The organism is Williamsoniiplasma somnilux (genome assembly GCF_002804005.1).
GTDB lineage: Bacteria > Bacillota_I > Bacilli_A > Mycoplasmatales > Mycoplasmataceae > Williamsoniiplasma > Williamsoniiplasma somnilux.
On the sequence record NZ_CP024965.1, the window covers coordinates 570,116 to 592,041 of the forward strand.

Consider the following 21,926-nt stretch of genomic DNA (forward strand, 5'->3'; position numbering starts at 1 on the left):
ATTTTAAAAATCAAATTTTCTAAATTTGTATAAAGCTATTAAAAAGCTTATTAAACTTATGCTAAATAAAATTGCCAAATAATATCATGGCTTGACATAATTTGCTGTTGTATCTTTTTCAATCATATTAGTAGAAGATATTTTTAAATCATATTCAGGATATCCTAAAAAAAGATTTTTTTGATCTTCTAAATAAATTTTAGAATCTGAACTTGGACTAAACCATATATCATCATAATAAAATCCTAAGTTACCAGTATAAACCATTCACAACCCACTATATAAGTTAAAATAGGATAAGAATCGCATATTTTTACGACCTTTAGTGTAACTATTTCAATCAGCTGATGATTTTGCCACTGGTGTTGAAGACATAATTATATAATTGCTTGAATATTTAATAAAATACTGTTCAATAATTCTTGCTGTGTACATTAAATTAAAATTTAATTGATCTTTTACTAAATTATTTGCGTTTGAAAATCTAAAACCATCAGAGTTTTGCCCCAAGATTGCATATTCATAAAAAGATTTAACATCTTGTTTTTTTAATGCATATTTTATTCATTGCTGCTCTATTTCTTGAGCAGAAGGATTCAGTTTTTCTAGATAACTAATATCAATTCCTGAATCTAAAAATAAAAAATCGTAAAATAAATCGTATTTTTCATATTGCAAATTATTTTTAAAATAAATTTTTATATCATTACTAAAGTTTCTAAAATCTTTTAATATTTTTAAAATCTTTTGGTTAGTTGTTTTAGCGATTAAAGTGTCTAAAGCTGACTCAGATATAAAGGTATTATTAAGTGTTAGTTGAATATTAAACTCGTCACCTTTTTGTCATGATTCAGGCACAGTTTTATCTCTTAAAGGCTTAGAAAATAACTTTAAATTTGTTTCTGTAAATACCACAGGAGCAGTATTAATTAAGCCTAAATCACTTCACATCTTTGTTCTTAAGTTAATATTCTTACTTGATGAAAAGTCGTCTTGAGTCATTTTATTAGTAATAAAATAATCATAAACATATTTTGATAGATCAGGATACTTAAGATTGCCTTTACTAATATTATTATTTAATGTGTATGCATCATAAATATCATTTAATTTAAATATTTGTCCATTTTCAAATTGAATATTATAACTTTTTTCATTTGCCTTAATAAAAGACATAGGAATATTTGCTATAAATGACAAAGCAAGCAATAATGTACAAATAATAGTTGTAGTTTGCAGTGTAAACATAAATATTAAAAATGTAATAAAGTTAATCAAAAAGAATGTCGCAAGCAAACAATATAATACATACATTGATGTCATTCTTAAAATAAAAATATCATATTTAAATAATGTAAATGTAGCATAAAATAAATTAATAATAAGAAAGCTTATTAAAATATTTGTCACACATATTATAATGATTAGTAAATATTGTGCTATAAAAAATTTTGTTCTACTTACTTGATTGGTTAAAACAATATAAGTTGTTTTATCTTCAAAGTTTTTATTAAAGAAAAACTGGATCATTCTTAAAATGAACACAAACATTAAACAGCACACAAAAAATAAAATATAAAAGTTAAATATAACAACTTGTGTACTTCCTGATTTTGCAAATGCTAATATAATTCCGACAATAATTGAAACAACAATAGTTGATAAATTCAAGATATAAAACAACCGCTCTTTCAACAAACTTTTAAAACTAAATTTCATTAACTTGATAAAGGGGATTCTTTTGTATTTAATAAGTTTGTCTTTTATAAAGTTTTGTAAAGAGTTTGGTTTCTTTTTTTCATAATTTTCTTCTACCGTATTAAATCACCTCCTTTCAATGGAAATTGTGTTAATTAAATTGATTCAATTAAAGTTCTTTCAAATCAATAAAATTTATCTGATTTGATTACAAAACTTAGGTTTAAAAATGATAAATCAAAATCAATTGAAAGATTGCTGATACCCTCTTTAAATTTTTTAAAAATAAGCTGGTTATTACTGATGTCAATTATTGGAATGTTTTCTAATACCGAGTAATTATTAAATTGAAAATGAAAAGATGATGTATTTGTTTTATTTAAGAAAGTTTGCCGCTCTGATTCTGTTGAAGAAGTCAAACTTTGATTAAGCAAACTTAACGCAGCATTGACATCAGAAATACTTCTACCATTAAGAGCGTTTTTTATTTCTCAAATGTTAGAATTTGTAAAACTAACTAATGGTTGATTATCTGAAAAAGATGTTCATGATGTTTTAGTTATTGCATATGCTTGGTAAAAACCTTCCAAAGCATTTATTGTATTTTGATAAAGTGCTTTAAAAATAGGGTCTTGGCTAGCAAAAAGTGTTTTTGTTTGAACTACATTGTTTTGAGTTAAATAAGTGTCATTTAAATTATTAGCAGATATTGCTACATAATATGAAATTGGACTAATTGGATGATAATAATTAAAATCATCAAAGTACAAGCTAAAATTATTTAAAGTAATCTCTCCATAACTAACTATTGAATTAGAATTGATTGCAAATTTGTCTTTAATTTTAGTTTGAAAACTATTTACTCAATCTAGATATTCATTGCTTAGATATGTATAAATGTCTTTATTTCCTTTAACTAATTTATTTTCTAAAACGATTTGATCATCAGATAATAGTTGACTAAAAATAGTTTTAAATAAATTAATATTAGTTTTGTTAGTTGTTGAAAATGAATCATCAATCAATAGTGTTTTCGCACCATACTTGTTGTCGCGTACATTAAAGTTATTAATTTGATCAATAAATCTAAAATTTTTAAATCTATTTTCTTTTTTAAAAGCAAAATTATAACTTTGGCTTTTTTTAGTAGTATTTGAATTATGTTCAGAAATATAGTTTAAGAAATTTTGTTCAAATTTATCAAATTTAAAAAGTTCTTCAAAATCACTATTTTTTAAATTAAACAATTTTGCATAATCACTAATTCTAAGATCATAAGCATCAAACCAAGCTCATTTAAACTTATCTTTAACAAGGTTATCTCTAAGCTGACTAGTTGCAAACTTTAAATTATTAATTATGTCATTTTGATTTGAAATTGTAATAACAATGTCTTCTTGATATTTTTTGTTAATTACATTACTGTTTATGTCAGTGTACTGATATGAAAAAACTAAATCTAGATTAACATTTGCTATATAGTTTTTATTTTCATTATCAAAACTTAAATAGCCAAAATCTATGTTACTAAAATCATAAGAAATTCCATTAAATCAAAATTCATCATTTTTCAAATCTAAAATGCTTGAATAAAAAAGCAATTCACTTGACATTGAATTTAAAATACTTTTTTCCAGTTGACTAGCTTTTGTAACTTTGTTTAAATCATTAATTAAAGTATCTTTTTCTCTTTGAGATAAAAGATCATAATTTGAATTAACACTTTCATTTTCTTTACGCTTTTTTATTTCTTCTAAATTTGCTTGAGTAAAAAATCCATAATTTTGACTTTGTTCACTCGTTTCATCAATGTAAATAATTTCATTTTGTTTTTCCAATAATTCATTATGAAATTTTGCTTCTACTTCTTGTTCAAAAGATTGACTCAAAACATAATAGTTATAAATTGGTTTATACTCTTGTTTATATTCTGCAGGTTTTTGACCACAAGCAGTAGTTATTAAACCCGCTGCTAAACTAAAAGTAGAAAATATTGGTAAGATTTTTTTTAACATTTTACTCATGGAATTTTATTTGTTAAATTTTTGTATTAACAATATTTCATTTAATTTGCTTTTTTCTTCTTGAATTTCACGTCTAATTCTTTCAAGCTCTAAAATATTTTCGCGTTGTTTCATTTCACTATCAAATTTCGCTAACTTTTGATTCATTTCTTTTTCAAAAGCCATTTCTTTTCTTAATTGCTCAAAATATTCTTTCTCTTTATTTAAATCAGACTTAATTTTTTCTAATTCTTGATCTTTTAATGAAGCAATATTTTGTTGTCACATTTGTTGTTGCATGTTATGTTCGACAAAACCATTATGCAAACCTTGTGAAGCACCATAATATTTTTTTATATTCTGTTGTTCACTCATTTCGAATTTAAGTTTCTCTATTTCCTCTTTTAATTTTATTATTTCTAAGTTAGATGGTTTAATACTTGATGAATCTTCGTTAGTTAAATTAACTTTTTTTGTAGCCATGCCGTTTTTGAAAGTGTTAATTTCACTAGCTTCAATTTGAATTTGTGACATAAATTCTTTTAGCTCAAACAAACTATTCTTAATTGTTTCTTTTTCTACACTAGCTGTCTTATTAAATTCATCATGGTATTCTTTAAATTCTTTTATTTTTTCTAAATATTCAGTTTTAGATTCTTGAATAATTTTTGTTTCTTCACTGATGTTTTCAATATAATTTTTTAAATCTAAAAGTTTATTGGTAAAATCAGCTTTAATAGAATCAATTTCTTTGTATTCAGCAATTGTTGCTACAGCGATTTCTTCTTGCAGCTTTTTTAATTCATTAATTTTTGCATTTAATTCAAATTTTTGATTTTCAACTTGTTCATTTTCTAAATCAACTTTAGTTAAAAATTCTTCATTGCTTTGTTTTAAAGCACTTAAATCCTTATCTAAATTACTTCTTGAACTATTGATTTCATCGGATTCAATTTGTATTTGAGTTAGATAACTTTTGAATTCTTTAATTTCATCTTGAATGATTTCCCGTTGAACAGCAACCAAGTCTTTAAATTGATTTTCGAACTCTTTAAATTCATTCATTTTTGATTGCATTTCATTAGTTAATGAATTTTCTGATTTTTCAATATAGGTTTTTAAATCATCAAGTTTAGTTGAAAATTCAGCTTTTATTAAATCGAACTGTTCATATTCACTAGCTGAAGCTAGACTAATTTCATCTTGCAATGCTTTTAACTCGTCAATTTTAATTTGTAAATCAGTTTTTTTAAATTCTAAAGCTTCAGTTTCAGATTCAGTTTGTTGTAAAAGCACTTTTAAATTAGCCGTTTGATCTTCAAACGTTTTTTTAGCTTCGTGAATAATTTCAGATTCTAGTTTAACCTTTTCAAAATAATTTTGTAAATCATCAATATTTAAATTAATTTCAGTTTTTTGTTCAGCAACAATTTGATTTATTTCAGCTTTTAAATTTTTAAGTTCTTGCACTTTATCAAAAAAATCTGTTTTAATTGTATTAATTTCAGATTCTGTTAAAACATCCTGACTTGTATTGCTTGTGTCACTTAAAACTAATGGATCAGAATTGGTTATTGATGTCTTAGCAGAATCATCACTTATTAACACTAAATTATTTGATAAAGCAACTTTTATATCATATTTGTTTAAGTTTAAAATATTTTTGTATTTATCTTCTATTTTGTTTAAGAAATTTAATGCCTTGTCTATACCAAGTGAAGCATCAGAACTATCAATTGCAAATTCTTCTAGAGGTTCGTATTTTGGCTTGTAAGGTGTTTCTTTATCTTCTAACGCTTTTTTGATTGAATCCATGTTGATAACTTGCGGTACTACATCCTTAGGTTGCATATGATTTTTTTCTAAAATATCTAAAGCATCATTAAAATTTTGTTGTTTATTCAAACCAATAACTAAAGAATTTAAACCTAGATCACAATTAAATGTCAAAATATTATGTTGATTCAAAAGTTTTTCAACCTCTGCTAGTACAACATCTTTTTCAAATGAAACATTTATTTTTTTGTATAAGTTTAATTCCTCTTCTGACCCAGAAAATAACAATTTTCCCTTTTCTAAAATTACAAAATTTTCAATTATGTTGTAGACTTCATCAATGTTATGAACAGTCAATATAATTGTACTATTAAATTTTTCTTTAAATTCTTTTAATATTTTGTAAGATTCTCCTCTTCATTTTGAATCTAAATTAGCACCAGGTTCATCTAAAATAAGAATTTCTGGTTCTTTAATGAAACACAATATTAAATTCATTCTGTTTTTCATTCCTCACGAAAATGCATTTAAAGGTTTATCTTTAGATGTTCATAAGTCAAATTTTTTCAATCAATATTCAATTCTTGATTTAATTAATGTTTTATTTAAACCCATAACATTACACATGTTGTATAAAAAGTCATAAGCTGTAATTGAATACAGTGAAAAATCCATTTGAGAGTAAAAACCTACTTTAGAGTTATTTTCAATTGAATTACTTTTTTTACGTTCTTTACCATCAATATAGATATTTCCTTCATAATTTAGAGTAGCTCCAAGTAATGAGTTTAAAAATACACTCTTACCAGATCCACTGCTTCCTAATAAGGCTGTAATTTTTCCTTTTTCTATATTAAAAGAAAGAGGGCCTATATTTACATCTTTAAATTTTTTATGAAAATGGTCTACTATCACAGCATTGTTATTATGCTTTTCAAGCATAATTTGCTTTGATTTGAAAGCATTTTTTTCCACTTTGTTTTCTCCTATGTCATTTTTAAAATTTTTTCATTTGATTTTGAAGTTAATTTTCCAAAATCTTGAGTTGATTGTCACAAAAAAAAAAAAAAAACAAGGTTTTTTCTAAATTTGATTAAAAAACATTGATTTTTTAATTAAAAATATATTAATAAAAAATCACAAACGTTACAAAATAAGTGTTAATAAAGTAGTTTATGATATGCTTTATCAAAAAAAGCAATCATCATAAATAAAATAAATGTAGTTATAATAAAATATTTATTATTAAATGATGTTTTTCTATTAATAATTAAAAAAATTATTTAAAAATTTTTATATTCAATTTTCAAAAACCAATTATTATTTAAGTTAACCTTTTATGGTACTAAATTTAAACAAATAATTAAATCCTTATGTTTTTTGCAAATTAATAATGTTTATCTTGACATTTCAACAATTATTTTTTGTTTTTTAAAATTATGTGTAAATGCATAACTAATATGATTGACAAAAGTTAATAAGTATTTATTTAAAATCAATTTCAATATTTATGAAACCTATGACTTTATTTTTTCATTCAACGCAATGTGTTGTTTAATAAAAATTTATTCAGTTTTTTACTTCTTTTTACAAAAGTTATTCAATCTTCAATTGTTAAGTCCGATAAATATAAAAAACTAAAAGTGCAATTTAATACTTTATTTTTGTCTATAAAAAAGGTAATTAGTTTTAGCTATTTAATTAATATTTTTATCTAAAAGATAAACTAATTTATTTTAAAAAGTGTTATCTATTTAAAGTCTTTATATTAGAAAATTACTTATTTAAAATGTATTGTTATATTGAAAAAAATTAAAAACCATAAAAAAACAAGCCTAAGCTTGTTCTAAACTTCCATATTTTTGAAATATTCGTCTGCATTTCCTTTTGATAATTCTTTTCCAGATAAGGAAATATTTTTAATTATAAATTGTCCACTTACAGATGTTGTTTTGAATTTTTGTCTTTTTTTAGATCTTTTGCCTTGAGAATAGAAAATGTAAACTGCTGATTTGCTTTCATCTAAAATAACTTTGCTAATTTTGTCATAAGCAATTGATTCCCCTAAAAATTGAATTTGTGAGTCATCCATAACAATTCCAAATTTTGAAATAAAGAATCACATTAAAATAACCATTGATAATAAATCGACAAATCCAATAGCAGCTAAAGATATTATGACTTTAAATGCTGTATCAGGTCCTTTTGCACCAAAAATATTTAGTGCTTCACTATAAAAAACAACAATAAGAATTCAATCAATTAGTAATAATGTTGATAATATTGAAATTATTGAAATGAATGGTATCCCAATGATTCTAGCTTTATATTCAGATTTTATAAATTTATAAAGATAATATGCAAACATTCCCGAAAGAATTCCTCAAACAATCGCTAAAATTACTCCAACAAGCATTACTTGCACATTAGGTTCACCAAAATTAGTTCCTAATTGACCATTAGGTCCAAAACCTACAAAAAAATTTAAATTCATAATTAATTACCTGCTACTTGAGCAGCTACTTCTGCTGCGAAATCAGCAACAATTTTTTCAATACCTTCGCCAACTTCAAAACGAATCATTTCTTTTAATGACACGTTTTTTGATTTCAAGAACTCTCCAACTTTAAATTTTTCATCAACTACAAAACCTTGGTCTAATAAGTTAACTTCTGCTAAACGTTTCGATAATTTACCTTTTAAAATTCCTTCTAAAACATTAGCTGGTTTACCTTGTAATTTTTCATCATCTTTAGCATTTTCTTTAATAATGTGAAACTCTGCTTCAGAAAACTCAGAAGGAATTTCGTTAACTGATTTATATTTTGGAGCCATTGCAGCAACATGCATTGCAACATTGTAAGCATCACTTTTATCCATTACACCTTCAAATTGCAACATTACTGAAACTCGTTTATTAGCGTGGTTGTAAAAAGTTGTTGTTGTGTTTGCTGATTTTTTCACCAATTCAAAACGACGTAATTCAATTTTTTCACCAATTGTTGCTGTTGCATGAATTAATGCATCTTTGATTGAAATACCTTTATTTGTGTGAACATCATGAGCTTCTTCTAAAGTTTTTACATTTGCATTTAATAAAGCATCAGCAATTTCTTCAATTAACACTAGAAAATCATTGTTTTTTGCAACAAAGTCAGTTTCTGAGTTAACTTCTAAAATAACAGCATAATCATTATTATCTTTGGCAAATGTTACGCCTTCTGCAGCAACACGATCAGATTTTTTAGCAGCTTTTGCTAAACCATTTTCACGCAACCAAACAATTGCTTCATCAATGTTTCCGTTCGTAGCTTCTAGCGCTTTTTTACAATCCATCATTCCTGCTTGAGTTGTATCTCTTAATTCTTTAATTAATTTTGCGTCTACTGCCATAAATTTATATCTCCTTTTCTTAATTTTTTTCTCTGTTACTGTTATCTTCTCTTGACACGAATGCTTCTTTTTTAGGAGCAACGGTTTTTAGTGAAGAAGGTGCCATTTTAATCCCTGCTGAATCAGCATATGCTTCAATCATGTTGTTAATTATTAAATTCACTGATTCCATAATGTCATCATTTGCTGGAATAGCAATATCAACCATATCTGGGTCAATGTTAGTATCACAAATTCCAATTACAGGAATACCTAACTTTCTTGCTTCTAAAACAGCGATTTCCTCTTGTTGAGGATCAACTACAAATAGAACACTTGGAACTTTACGCATTTGTTTAATTCCACCTAGAACAAATTCTAATTTTTCTTTTTCTTTTAAAATTAAAATTTGTTCTTTTTTAGTTCTTAATGATAGTCTTCCGTCAGCTTCTTCTTTTTCAATTTCTCATAAATATTTAATTCTTGATGAAATAGTTTTTAAATTTGTTAATGTTCCACCTAATCAACGATTATTTACATAAAAATTTCCAGAACGCATTGCAGCTTCTTTAACTGCTAATTTAGCAGTTCTCTTTGTCCCAACAAATAAAATTTTTCCATCTCTTTTTGCAATGTTAGCAATTAAATTTCTTGCAATATCTAATTGAGTCATTGTTTTTTCTAAATCAATTATGTGATTTTTATTTTTTGATCCAAAAATGAACGGAGCCATTTTTGGGTTTCATCTTTTGGTTTGGTGTCCGTATTGAACTCCAGCTTGAGATAATTCATCTCTTGTTAATTCTTTTAACATTTCTCTCTCCTTTTTTTTATTTGTTATGCTTCCTATAAGTTCGAACAATAACCACTCGTTTAATTTAATTTGAGCACTAGGTTCTTGAATTCCTTAAAGTGTATTAATTATTTTAAAAAAATATTAACAATTTTATTCTAACAAAAAACAACCCAATTTAATAGTTGGGTTGTTAAGAAAATGGATTAAACTATCTTAGAAATTTGGAAATGTCATTTGATCGAATTTGAAATCTAAATTTAAAATTTTCGTGTTTAACAACATTGGCATAATTCGATTAAATAAATTGTAATTAAAAATTTTTATATTACTAATTCGCAAATTAAAGGATTCTATTAAATTATAAATAATTATTTATTTTGTTAACAAAACAATTGCTTTTGCATAGATTTCAATCATTTTTTTAAGATCATCAATTTTTACATATTCATTATAAGCATGCATTGTCGATTCGTTGATATCGAATTCTGCACCGAATGCTACAATTCCAGGCATAGCTTTAGCATATGTACCTCCACCAATGGCTAAAGGTTGTGATTTTAAATCACCAGTGACTTCACGATAAACTTTCATAATATTTTTAATAACTTTTGACTCTTTAGGAACATAAACAGAATCCTTGATTCTTTCAATGCAAATGTCTAAATCATTTTTTTTCAAAAATAATTCAAGCTTTTTAAGAAAATTTTCAGGTTTTGTAAACACGGGAATTCGATAATTGAAAGACATTATTTGTTTGTGTTTGGTAATTTTTATTTTTCCTAAATTTTGAGTCAAATCCCCAGTTTCATCTTCAAGATTTCCAAAAATTTTTGAAAGATTTCAATTTAAATGAACATGTTTTGCAAGGAAATCTGTGCTTGGGTGGTGAACACCATTTTCAAACATTGCTTTTGCTAATCAAGTGGCAGCATTAACACCAACTCACGGCAAAGAGCCGTGACCTGATTTGCCTTTAACAAATAAAAGATTATTTTTATATTCGGTATAAATATTATTTTTATTTAAATAATTAACAATATCTTTTTCCTTAGGGCCTTTATAAGAAACATAATCTGCAATAACGTTATAAGTTTCTCCACCATTTATTTCAAATTCGGAAGGAATTTCAGAAATAATATCTAAATTAATAATTCATTTCTCAGCACAAACGACCGGAAATTCACCATCAGGAACATAACCAAATTTAGCAACTCCAAAATCAGCGATGTAAGCTTTTATTGATTCTCATGTAGTTTCTTCCGCTAAACCAAATATCATTCTAATTTTATATTTTGGTTTAAAGTTATTATCCTTTAAATACTTTAAAGCATATAAATTCATCATCGTCGGCCCTTTATCGTCAAATGAACCACGACCAATTAATTTACCATCTTTTTCAATTGGAGTAAACGGATCGGTTACTCATTCTTCAATGTTTCCTGGGGGAACTACATCTAGATGACAAAGAATAACAAACAATTCATCACCTTCTCCATATTCCAAAAATCCATAACGATTTTCAGAATCTTGGTAAGTTTTAAACCCTAATTTATCCCCTAATTTAATTGCATAATCTAAAACATCTTTAACACCTTTACCAAAAGGCATTTTAGGTTGAGTTTCTTGCTTATAAGAAGGTATTGATAATAATTGTTTTGTTTCTTGATAAGCTTCCGGAAAATAGTTCTCTAATAAGTCTTGCTCATTAATTTTCATATTAAAATCCTCTTTTAATTATTTTATATCTCTAATTTTTTTGATTAAATCATATGCTGCATTTATTTCTGACATTTTAGATTTTGCACTTTCTGATTTATTTTTATCGGGATGATATTTCATTGCTAATTTTCGATATTGTTTTTTTAAATCATCATCTGTACAATTACGATTTAGTTGTAAAGTTTTATAAGAATTTTCAACTTCATCTAATTCGTGAACATAATTAGTTTGTTGATGATTGTTTTGATTAGAATAAGCATTTTCTTGACCATAATTATGTTGGTTTTCCAGTTCTTGAAACATTTGCGTAATTATTTGATCAGTAATAGAACCTATTTTATTATTTAATTCATTCATGGTTGCAGTAATGTAATTTTCAAATGAAGTGACACTAAGAATCGTTCTTGGATCATGGTTTAAATCCGCACCAATTCGCGCTACTACAACTTTATTAATAAATTCGTCAATAATGATTTCTTTAAATTCATTTAATCAAACGTTATAAACACTTAGTAAAAAAGCAATTGCTTGAGGACTTGTTCCTAACATCGAAGCATCAAATGATTTTAATAGTTTTTGTTGCTCCTGTTCTCATTTACGAAGCAGAACACTTTCATAACTATTTAAAGCGTCAATTGTTGTATTAATCTTTTCTCTAGATAAACCTTGATTGGTTAAATATTTTCTAGTCTCTTCATAATCGCTAAAAAAGGGAAACTCATTATAAAATTCAGTAAATTGATAGTACGGAATTTTAATCGCTTTATAAGTATTGTGTTGCCATATTCTTTTGTTGTTTTCAAAAGCATTTGCTGCATTTGTAGCTCCGCCTCTACTATTATTAGCGCCACTGTTTCGGCGTCTTATAAATGTTGTTCCTGAAAAACCACTCAAAAGAAAAAAGATAACCAAAGATATAATAACTATTTCAAGAATTCCCATTAAATTACACCTATCTTTTTAACTAATATACCATATTCAATTAAATTTTGTTTTTTCAATTATATTTTAATTTGAATCATAATTTCTAAAAATTGTTTTTAATTTAAAAGCAAAAAGTAAATAAAAAGGAATCAAAATTGATCCCTTTTATAAAATTCAGTCTTTAATATTTATTTAGCTTCTTGAGTAACGATTTTTACTCTTGTACGATTTTTACCAAATCTTTCATATTTAACGATTCCTGATACTAATGCGAATAATGTATCATCTCCACCACGTCCAACATTTTCACCTGGATGAATTTTAGTTCCACGTTGTCTAAAGATAATTGAACCTGCATTAGTAAATTGACCATCAGCTTTTTTGGCACCTAAACGTTTAGATTCAGAATCTCTACCGTTTTTAGTTGATCCTACTCCTTTTTTAGAAGCAAATAACTGTAAACCTAATAAGAATTTCATACTTAATGTACCTCCTTTAATTTTGCGTTTTTTGGATATTGAATTGCAATTGTTTCCAATTGCACTTTTAACATTTGCATTAACAATTGTAAGTCATTGTTTTTTAAATCCTTAACTTCAATAGTTATGTAATTGTCTGTGACTGCAATATCAATTGCAGTTTGGTAATTGATATCAAAATTATTCATAGCTCCAGTAACAATTGCTGTTAATCCTGCACATACAAGATCATGACCATAATCTCCAGCATTAGCGTGACCGCTCATTTCTAATTTTTGATATTTTTTATCCTTGATAGTAAAAACTATTTTTACCATAATAAACTATTTTGCTAAAATTTCATTAATTTTAACTTTTGTATATGGTTGTCTGTGACCATAAACTTTATTAACGTTTTTCTTAGGGTGGTATCTTACAACACGAATTTTTTTATCTTTACCATGTTTGATAATTGTAGCAGTAACTTTTGCCCCTTTAATAGTTGGAGTTCCAATAGTACCGTCGATCATTAACACTTCATCAAAAGTGATCACATCGTTAGCTTCACCTTCTAACAATTCAATAAAGATTTCTTGTCCTGGTTCAACTTTAAGTTGTTTACCACCAGTTTTAATAATTGCGAACATTTTATTTTTCCTTTCTGTTTAGACTCGCCTTTGTATGTGAGAGTTCAAAATTCTACTTAGGAACATACTGAAAAAATTTAAGAGCGGTTGAAGCCGTCAGGTTTTCAACATATTGATATTACTTGTTTTATTAACTAAAAACAATATATAAACAGGATATTTTAAGGTTTTTATTTTTCGCGTTAAAAAAGAGTTAAAATTAATTTAATTAATGAAATAAAGGATAAAAAATATGTTCAAAATTAAAAATTATACAAAAGGCTGAATAAAAGATTGGCATTTTTGGTTTGAAGCACTTTTAGGATTGGCTATTTTTGCTTTTTTATTTTTAAAAATAATTTTAGCAATTTTAGAAATAATAGAAATTCAAATAAATATTAGGCAATGAATTAATGAACAGGATTTAGACAGTTTAACTACAGCACAAATTATGGCTCATTTAACAGATAAAACGATTTACAATCAAGATTATGCTTCTTGAATAATTATTGGTGTTAATAAAGAATCAGAAACAATTACTGCAATGGCAAATATTGGTAGTTACATTTTTTATTGATTTAGCTATTTTACTCATGATTCAAATATTTTAGTGGGAATATGATTATTAGCTTTGTCTTCAAGCAAAATTTATCCTAAATTAAATTCTAAAGATTATCGTTTTTTAACATATAACTGAAGTTTAGTAGTTACTACTTTTATTACAATAACATCTGTAATTTTTACTTTTTTGTTAGTGCCTACATATTTTTTTGGAAATGTAAATCAAGGAGATATTAATATTACTTTTTTAGATATCGTTTCAGGAGTTGTTTTACATATCATATTCCCATGAATTTTTATAATTTATCAAATTTGAATTAACCCCATGAAAGTGCAATTCGCTCCAAAAGAATATGCAAAAAGAAAATGATTTGCTGGTCCGATGCTTTTGGTTATATATTCGGTCGGCAGCTGTTTTAATTAGGGGTGAGTTTAGAGCTCAAGATCTAAAACCTGGCGCTACTAGATATCCTTATTTCTTTTTCAATATTCATGCCACTAACTTAATGGGTTTACCCGGATGGGCTTGATTGATTATTGCTTCAATTGCAATCATTACAATTTATTTAGTTACTTCAAATACATACAATTATTCAGTTTGAAAAAAACAAGAAAAAGCAAAACTATCAAAAAAATAGTTTTGCTTTTTTGGTTTTAATTAATAAAAGGGATTTGTGTGAATAGAATTTTCAATTTCAGAATTAACATAATTATTAATATCAGAATAAACAATGTTATTGTTGCTTTTTAAAATAGCTGAATCATCTCAAGAAATTGAAACATTTTTGCCAAAATTTATATCTGACTTAATATGGTTATCGCTTTCTTCTAAAAAAGCATAAAACATCCCGCCGACTCCTGTTATGAGATTTGTTACTGAATCAATTATATTTGCAACTCCATCCAATAAAGAACCGCTAATGTTTGTTCCGCCTTTAATTTGTTGTGTCTCTTTTAAGGATAAACTTTTGATTTTATCACCCCTATTTAGATTAGAATTTTTTATAAAATTTTAAATAAAGATTATAAATTTCATTTTTATTTTTATTAACTATATTGCTAGTTATTTCTACAGCTTGTTTAGTTTTAAAACCGTTATCAACATATTCTTGAACCTTTGAAGCAATTTGTTGGTCACTTAGGGTTTCAATCTCTTTTAAATGTTTGTCAACAACAATCACGAATTCACCTTTTTCTATAAACTCAGAAGAATTCAAATAATCATTAATTTCGCCAATTGTCCCAATAATGAATTCTTCATTAATTTTAGTTAATTCACGAGCTATTAAAAGTTTTTGCGTAGATAAAAGGATTTGATTAAGATGATTGACAGTATCTTTGATTCTATGAACAGATTCATAAATGGCTACAATTGCTGAACTATTATATTTGCTAATAATTTGAGCAATTTCTTTATATTTATTAACACCATTTTTTGCTTCGATAAAACCATGAAAATAATTTTCTTTATTATTAAATCCTGAAGCAACAATAGCATGAATATATGCAGGGCCAACATTAATAGCAGAAACGTTAAAATTTATATTTTCATTTCTAAGTTGAGAAATGAAATGTGCACCTGGATCAGAAATAACCGGAGCTCCTGCATCAGAAATTAGGGCAATGTTTTTTCCTGCCAATAACAAATCAACAATTTCTTTAATCCTTTGTTGTTCATTGAATTTATGCAAAGATATTAATTTAGATTTAATATTATATTTATTTAATAAATTACCACTGGTGCGAGTGTCTTCACAACAAATAAAATCTACATTTTGCAATATACTAACAGCACGAAAACTAAAGTCTTCAAGATTTCCGATTGGAGTCCCGACCAAATAAATGGTAGGTAAATTGTTTTTAAAAGTTTTTTGAATAATCATATAAACCTTTCATAAGTAACAAAAAACCCATATTAAATTGGGTTTTTTTATTTTACTGTTTTGATTGTAATTTTATAAGGAGATTCAATATTTCTTATTTCTAATGTTTCACCAGCAAAATGACCTAAAATAGCTTTAGCAATTGGCGATTCGTTAGAAACTAAACCATCAAAGGGATTTGCTTCAACAGCTCCAACAATTTTAATAGTTTTAATTGTTGTTTTCTTTCCTTCAATATATTCAATAGTTGAACCAATTTTAATTTCTCCGTTTTTTGATTTACCATCAATTATTTCTGCTTTAGAAATCATAGCTTCAATTTCTTGAATTTTTGCTTCTAATTCTGCTTGACGATTTCTTGCGGCATCATAATCAGCATTTTCTGATAAATCTCCTTGGTTACGAGCTTCAACCAACTCTTCAATAACTTGTGGACGTACAACTTCGATTAAATTTTTTAATTCTGCTTTCTTTTCTTCTAAACCTTGTTTGGTTAAAATTATTTTTTCATCCATAATAAGTCTCCTTTTTAACTTTTTAATTATACCTTACTATTTAAATATTCCAACAATAAATTAGTTGTGTGCTTATTTTTAATTATCTTGTTTAAATTGTTAAAATCACTATTTTTCATTTGATTAATGGAATCATATTTTTTAAATAGTTCTTGAATTTTCTTTTTTCCTAAACCTTTAATTTTTTCTAAATCATTATGTAAAAAAGCTTGGTTTTGTTTTTTTCTAAATCCACTTTTAGCGTAATTATCAACCCTTATCTGAATAGCTGATAAAAAATTAAATAAAGGAGTATTTTTAATTAGATTAATTTTTTCTTCTTTTGGTCCAATTAAATGAGAAGTTTTATGTTTATCATCTTTAACTAACCCAATTACAGGAATATTATCTAAAGATAAACTTTCTAAAATCTTTTTAGCACTATGAATTTGAATAATTCCACCATCCATAATTATTAAATCAGGGGCATCTCGCTTTTCAATCAATGCTTTTTGAAATCTTCTATAAATCATATTTTCTAATCTCGCAGAATCGCCCTGGTCTTCGATTTCAATATTGTATTTTCTAAATTCTTTAATCGAAGGTTTTCCTCCTTTATAAACAACACAACTACCAGTAACAAACTCATTGGCAATGTTTGAAATATCAAACATTTCAATATGATAAGGGTAAGTTTCGATTTTTAATAAATTTTGTAATTCATGTAATATTTTTTCATAGTTATTATTAACTGTTTGTGTTTTTAAACTATTTTGAACAATTGCTTCTTGAGCATTTATTTGTGCTAATTTTCATAAATTTATTTCGTTCTTTTTAATGGGTTTTGTCGCAACTTTTAGAACTTCTGGTTTTAAAAATTCAAAATCAACAATTTCTGGAATAATTATTTGTTTAGGAATCATGTTTTTTTGATAAATTTGATTAATATACAAAGAAATTACATCACTTAAATCTTGTCCATGATATTCACTAATAGTTTCATCTTTGAACAATAGTTTCCCCGCTCGATAAAACAAAGTTACGATAGATATTGTATTTTCTAAAGTCATGTAAGCAATAATATCTCTATCTAAATTATCATCTAAATCGACATCATTTTTAGCAAGCGCTAATTGAAGACCCTTTAACGAATCTCTGATTCTTTGAGCTTCTTCAAATTGAAGATTATCAGCAGCTTTTTGCATTTTCGACTCTAAAACAGCTATTACTTCTTTAGTGTCACCTTTAAAAAATTTGTCAATATGTTTTATTTGTTTTTTGTAAAAAAGTGGATCAACAACTTTAAAACAAGCACCAGAACATTGATTAATATGAAAATATAAACATGGAGAGCCTAAATTTCCTTTGCACCTTCTGAGTGGAAACGTTCTTTGTAGCACAGTCATAATTTCTCTAGCTGAACTACCTATTGGTAGTGGTCCAAAACTTCTTAAAGCTTTTTTATCAAATTTTCTTACATATTTATATTCAGGATCTTTTTCATTGGTTACAACTATATATGGGTAAGCTTTATCATCGTTTAATAAAATATTGAAACGCGGGCGATATTTTTTAATTAAATTTTCTTCTAAAAGTAAAGATTCTCTTTCGTTATTGACTATAAAAAAATCTAAATCAGCAATTTCGCGAACTAGTCTTGTAGTTTTGATATTATGAACACGATTAAAATATGATGATACTCTTTTATTTAAATTTTTAGCTTTACCAATATAAATAACTTTTTTATCTTTATTATAGTAAATATAACATCCTGGTTTAGAGGGCAAATTTTTAACTTTTTCTATAATATTCATAATTTACTCCTCTAATTTTTCACTAATTGATTTTAAGTTAAATAATGGTTTACGAAAACAAAATTCTGCTTCATTTATTATATTTTTCTTATATTTAATTAATTTAATATTAAACTCTATTTGTCTTGGTATCATCCATATAAAAAGAAATAGTCAAATCAAAATCATTGTAATAAGTCCAAAAATAATCGCTCAATTAGATGCGTCGAAATTTTTAAAATAAACTATTTCAGCAACAAATAAAACTGGAGCATAAATCAATATAAGCAAACTCATTAATGCTCATTTAATATTTAAAGATTTTAAAGATTTTAAGTTAGTTTGAGACTTAAAGTTTGGGTTTTCAACAACAATACCTAATAAAGTATTAATAGTTTTATAATGATTATTAAATAAATAATATTGAGTTTTAGTTTGTAATAGTTCAAATGACTTAGTATTAAAATTTTTAAGAAAGTTATTTATTTTATAAAATTGTCTATACGCAATTAGATTTTTTATAATGTTTTCAATCAAAGCGAAAAGTATAGGAATAACCAAATAAAAAATTAAAATAATAATTTCATTATCGTTACCAACAAAATTAGTGAATAGCGAAACAAAATTTACAACAAGCACTAATAAGGGTATTGTAATTAATACCAAAGAATATCAAAAGCGATTTAACACTTTAGCCATTTGTGAATCCAAAATTTGTTTTAATTTTTGTTTTTCTTGCATAAATACTCCGCTACTTATTATTATAAAATAAAAAGCATCTACGATGCTTCTCATTCATTATTTGGTTTAATTAATACTTCTCTTGGTTTTGCTCCGTTAAAAGGTCCGATAATACCGTTAGCTTCTAAAAGATCAATTAAGTTGGCTGCACGATTATGACCTAAACCAAATTTTCTTTGTAAGAAAGATGTTGAAGCTTTTTGATGAATAATTACATATTGTTTAACTTGTTCATATAATTCATCACCAATATTACTGTTTTCAAATACTATATTTGAATTCTTTTTATTTATATTAATGAAAGTCGGATCATAATTAACAATGTCTTGATTTTTAACATAATCAACAATATTTTCTATTTCTTCATCACTTAAATAAGCACCTTGAGCTCTAATTAATTCTGAAGAACCAGGTGGCATAAACAACATATCTCCACGACCAATTAATTTTTCAGCACCAATGGAATCAAGAATTGTTCTTGAATCTGTTCCTGTAGTTACTGCAAAAGCAATTCTTGTTGGTATATTTGTTTTAATTGTACCGGTAATAACATCCACACTTGGTCTTTGTGTTGCAACTACCAAGTGAATTCCAGCAGCTCTAGCCATTTGCGTGATTCTCATTATTGATTCTTCGACACTTTTACGATCTCCAGTCATCATTAAATCAGCCAATTCATCAATTATGACAACAAAGAAAGGTAATCGATCCTTTTCCTCATTCTTTTTGTTATAACCTTCAATATTTCTTGACCCTTGTTTAGCAAATAATTCATATCTTCTTTCCATTTCGGCAACAATCATTTTTAAAGCTTGTGATGCTTCTCGCATATCAGAAATTACCGGACATAACATATGTGGCAAATTTGAATAAATTGATAATTCAACTTTTTTAGGATCAATCATTAAAAATTTAACTTCATGTGGTTTTGCTCTTAATAATATCGAAACAATCAAAGCATTAATCATTACCGATTTACCTGAACCAGTAGAACCAGCTACTAATAAATGTGGCATTTTATTCAATTCTGCTGTCAAAGGTTCGCCTAAGACGTTTTTACCTAAGACAAATAAAAGTTTAGCTTCGTTTTGCTCTTCGGGAATTGATTCAATAATTTCGCGCATAGAAACAATTTCGGCGTTACCATTAGCTATTTCAATACCCACTAAATTTTTGCCTTGTATTGGCGCTTCTAAACGTATATTTTGTGAAGCCAATGCTAATTTCAAATCATTTTCTAAAGCTGTGATACTATTTACTTTTGTCCCTGGTTCTGGTTGAATTTCAAATTTAGTAACCGTTGGACCAATTATAGTATTAATAACTTTTGCTTTGATTTTAAATTGATTAAACACTTCATCAATTGCTAAAGCTTTTAAATTAGCATTCTCTTTATTTAAACGTTCTTTTTCTCAATCTTTTGGAATTTTGGTAAGAATATTTAATTTTGGTAAAAGATAATTAATGTTAATTATTGGTTTTGAAATAACTGGCTTAGTATCAAAAGATAAATTTTCATTAATTTCCGGTTGCTCAACAATTATATTTAGAGTTTTTTGATTAATTTCTTTTTTTTCACTACTTAAAATTTTGTCATCTTCAAAAAGTTCTTCAAAAAAATTAGTATCCGATAAAATGTCTTGATCTTCAATAGTTTCTGCCACAGCTATTTCTGATGTTGCCATAAAATCTTCAAAATTTGAATCAATTTCTTTATCAATCTTTTTGTTTGGTCCAAAAGGAGTAACGTTTTGTTCCTGTTCAAACAATTTTCTCGCCAAATTAGGATCAATATCTCCAAAATTACCGTTTTGGGGTTGATCGTTTAAAATTTCAAAAACATCGTTCTTTTTATTGAATAGTTCATTTGTTGCACTTATTTCATTAGTTTTTAGTTGATCTCTTTGTCTTCTAGATTTGAAAAAATTGTTGTTTTGTTCCAAATTTTCTAATGAATTAATGTTTTCTTTTAAAAAAATGTCGTCATCAAGATTAAGTTTGTGTGGAACATTTAAGGCATCTTCCAAAAATTTTAAACTATCATTTGAGTCTTTTAATTCTTCAACTTGATGACGATTATATGATGGCATTTTAATTGTTAAATCTGATTGTGCAATTGCATCTTCAGATTCTTTTCCAAAAACGTTAAGAGATTTTCACATGCTATCTTTGGTTTCGATTTTGATGTTTTCTTGATTTTTTAGATTAGGATTATTTCGATTTTTTAACGATAATATTCTTAATGCCTTACCTTTTCTTTTTGCTTTAGGTTTCAAAAAGAAAAACATGCTACCAGTAAAAATTCAAGATGTATTAAAAAAGGCAATTAAAGTTCAAAATACATAGGCACCAGGAATTGATAAATAAAGCGAAAGACCTGTCAAAATGCTTCCGAATGCTCCACCTCCAGCATATAAATTAAAATATCCTTTAGAGCTCATTAAAAAGTCCATTTTATCAATTCCATAATTTGAGCCATATATAGAATTTTGCAATCAATTTTTTCAATAAATATTGAAAGTATCACTAAAGGCTGAATTGGATCACAATTTGTCAAAAGTAATATTGTCAACAACAATTTTATTCACATATATATTTAACATTAATGATAATGAAATAATTCACATTAATAGAAGTGATGTTAAAACAATCATTCCTAAAAAACGTTTTTTAAACTTAAAACGAATACCCGAATAAATACAAATATCTACAAAAAAAAGTAAAAGATAAATTGGAAATTTGAATCATCCAAAAATTAAATTAAAAATTGAATCATCAAAAAACTGACCAACAACGGTTATTCTTCCCGCTGAAAAAATTGTAAAGAAAAATAAGACAAGACCCCAAATCATTCAAGCGATCGAATCTTGTTTATATTTTTTCTTTTTAGTTTCAAAAGCAATAGTTCTTTCTTCATTAAAATCATAATTAGCATAAACTTTGCCTTCAATTTTGTTTTCACTATTTAAGTTTTTTGAATTTTTTGATTCTTTAATCATTTCAATACACCTTTTCATTATTTGACTTTAATAAATTATAACAAATCTAGAACCTGACAAGATTAAGTTTCCTTTAATATAAA

General features: G+C 26.0%; 18 protein-coding genes. 1 reads left to right on the top strand and 17 read right to left on the bottom strand.

Annotated features, from left to right (window positions below; genetic code table 4):
• Positions 1 to 3 precede the first annotated feature (3 nt).
• The 11 genes from ESOMN_RS02500 to rplU all read right to left on the bottom strand — a co-directional run bounded on the left by ESOMN_RS02500 (position 4) and on the right by rplU (position 13,393).
• Positions 4 to 1,671, bottom strand: coding sequence for an ABC transporter permease (locus ESOMN_RS02500; protein ID WP_232673597.1), 1,668 nt, complete (start codon positions 1,669 to 1,671; stop codon positions 4 to 6).
• Between the two features lie 182 nt (positions 1,672 to 1,853).
• Entirely contained in the window at positions 1,854 to 3,713 is a 1,860-nt protein-coding gene (locus tag ESOMN_RS02505; protein ID WP_024863388.1) for a hypothetical protein, read from the bottom strand.
• A 15-nt stretch (positions 3,714 to 3,728) separates the two neighbouring features.
• Complete coding sequence (locus ESOMN_RS02510; protein WP_024863389.1) at positions 3,729 to 6,452, bottom strand: ATP-binding cassette domain-containing protein; 2,724 nt, start codon at positions 6,450 to 6,452, stop codon at positions 3,729 to 3,731.
• Positions 6,453 to 7,323: 871 nt separating this feature from the next.
• Complete coding sequence (locus ESOMN_RS02515) at positions 7,324 to 7,971, bottom strand: hypothetical protein (RefSeq protein ID WP_024863390.1); 648 nt, start codon at positions 7,969 to 7,971, stop codon at positions 7,324 to 7,326.
• A gap of 2 nt (positions 7,972 to 7,973) precedes the next feature.
• Positions 7,974 to 8,870: a translation elongation factor Ts gene (gene tsf / locus ESOMN_RS02520; protein WP_024863391.1), complete on the bottom strand. Its 897-nt coding sequence runs from the start codon at positions 8,868 to 8,870 to the stop codon at positions 7,974 to 7,976.
• Positions 8,871 to 8,889: 19 nt separating this feature from the next.
• Entirely contained in the window at positions 8,890 to 9,663 is a 774-nt protein-coding gene (gene rpsB, locus ESOMN_RS02525) for a 30S ribosomal protein S2 (protein ID WP_024863392.1), read from the bottom strand.
• 354 nt (positions 9,664 to 10,017) lie between these two features.
• Positions 10,018 to 11,361 carry a Sapep family Mn(2+)-dependent dipeptidase gene (locus ESOMN_RS02530; protein ID WP_024863393.1) on the bottom strand — a complete coding sequence of 448 codons (1,344 nt, stop codon included), beginning with the start codon at positions 11,359 to 11,361 and terminating at the stop codon, positions 10,018 to 10,020.
• 18 nt (positions 11,362 to 11,379) lie between these two features.
• On the bottom strand, positions 11,380 to 12,306 hold the full coding sequence (locus tag ESOMN_RS03855) for a J domain-containing protein (protein WP_024863394.1): 927 nt from the start codon (positions 12,304 to 12,306) through the stop codon (positions 11,380 to 11,382).
• A gap of 170 nt (positions 12,307 to 12,476) precedes the next feature.
• Entirely contained in the window at positions 12,477 to 12,767 is a 291-nt protein-coding gene (gene rpmA / locus ESOMN_RS02540; RefSeq protein ID WP_024863395.1) for a 50S ribosomal protein L27, read from the bottom strand.
• 2 nt (positions 12,768 to 12,769) lie between these two features.
• Positions 12,770 to 13,084 (bottom strand): ribosomal-processing cysteine protease Prp, encoded by a 315-nt coding sequence (locus ESOMN_RS02545; RefSeq protein WP_024863396.1) that lies wholly within the window; start codon positions 13,082 to 13,084, stop codon positions 12,770 to 12,772.
• A 6-nt stretch (positions 13,085 to 13,090) separates the two neighbouring features.
• Positions 13,091 to 13,393, bottom strand: coding sequence for a 50S ribosomal protein L21 (gene rplU, locus ESOMN_RS02550; RefSeq protein ID WP_024863397.1), 303 nt, complete (start codon positions 13,391 to 13,393; stop codon positions 13,091 to 13,093).
• Positions 13,394 to 13,625: 232 nt separating this feature from the next.
• On the opposite strand from rplU, the gene ESOMN_RS02555 reads away from it, so the two are divergent.
• The gene (locus ESOMN_RS02555; protein ID WP_024863398.1) at positions 13,626 to 14,357 is read left to right on the top strand and encodes a hypothetical protein; all 732 of its coding nucleotides are present in this window, start codon (positions 13,626 to 13,628) and stop codon (positions 14,355 to 14,357) included.
• A 234-nt stretch (positions 14,358 to 14,591) separates the two neighbouring features.
• Here the strand turns inward: ESOMN_RS02555 and ESOMN_RS02560 are convergent, their stop codons facing one another.
• From ESOMN_RS02560 to ESOMN_RS02580, 6 genes are all read right to left on the bottom strand, one after another.
• The gene (locus ESOMN_RS02560) at positions 14,592 to 14,840 is read right to left on the bottom strand and encodes a hypothetical protein (protein WP_156920189.1); all 249 of its coding nucleotides are present in this window, start codon (positions 14,838 to 14,840) and stop codon (positions 14,592 to 14,594) included.
• A gap of 85 nt (positions 14,841 to 14,925) precedes the next feature.
• Complete coding sequence (gene rsmI, locus ESOMN_RS02565) at positions 14,926 to 15,816, bottom strand: 16S rRNA (cytidine(1402)-2'-O)-methyltransferase (protein WP_024863400.1); 891 nt, start codon at positions 15,814 to 15,816, stop codon at positions 14,926 to 14,928.
• A gap of 47 nt (positions 15,817 to 15,863) precedes the next feature.
• Positions 15,864 to 16,331 carry a transcription elongation factor GreA gene (gene greA / locus ESOMN_RS02570; RefSeq protein WP_024863401.1) on the bottom strand — a complete coding sequence of 156 codons (468 nt, stop codon included), beginning with the start codon at positions 16,329 to 16,331 and terminating at the stop codon, positions 15,864 to 15,866.
• A gap of 26 nt (positions 16,332 to 16,357) precedes the next feature.
• Positions 16,358 to 18,124: an excinuclease ABC subunit UvrC gene (gene uvrC / locus ESOMN_RS02575; protein WP_024863402.1), complete on the bottom strand. Its 1,767-nt coding sequence runs from the start codon at positions 18,122 to 18,124 to the stop codon at positions 16,358 to 16,360.
• A 3-nt stretch (positions 18,125 to 18,127) separates the two neighbouring features.
• Positions 18,128 to 18,844: a hypothetical protein gene (locus ESOMN_RS03860; protein WP_024863403.1), complete on the bottom strand. Its 717-nt coding sequence runs from the start codon at positions 18,842 to 18,844 to the stop codon at positions 18,128 to 18,130.
• A gap of 38 nt (positions 18,845 to 18,882) precedes the next feature.
• Positions 18,883 to 21,843, bottom strand: a complete 2,961-nt coding sequence (locus tag ESOMN_RS02580; protein ID WP_051445518.1) for a DNA translocase FtsK — start codon at positions 21,841 to 21,843, stop codon at positions 18,883 to 18,885.
• Between the last annotated feature and the right edge of the window lie 83 nt (positions 21,844 to 21,926).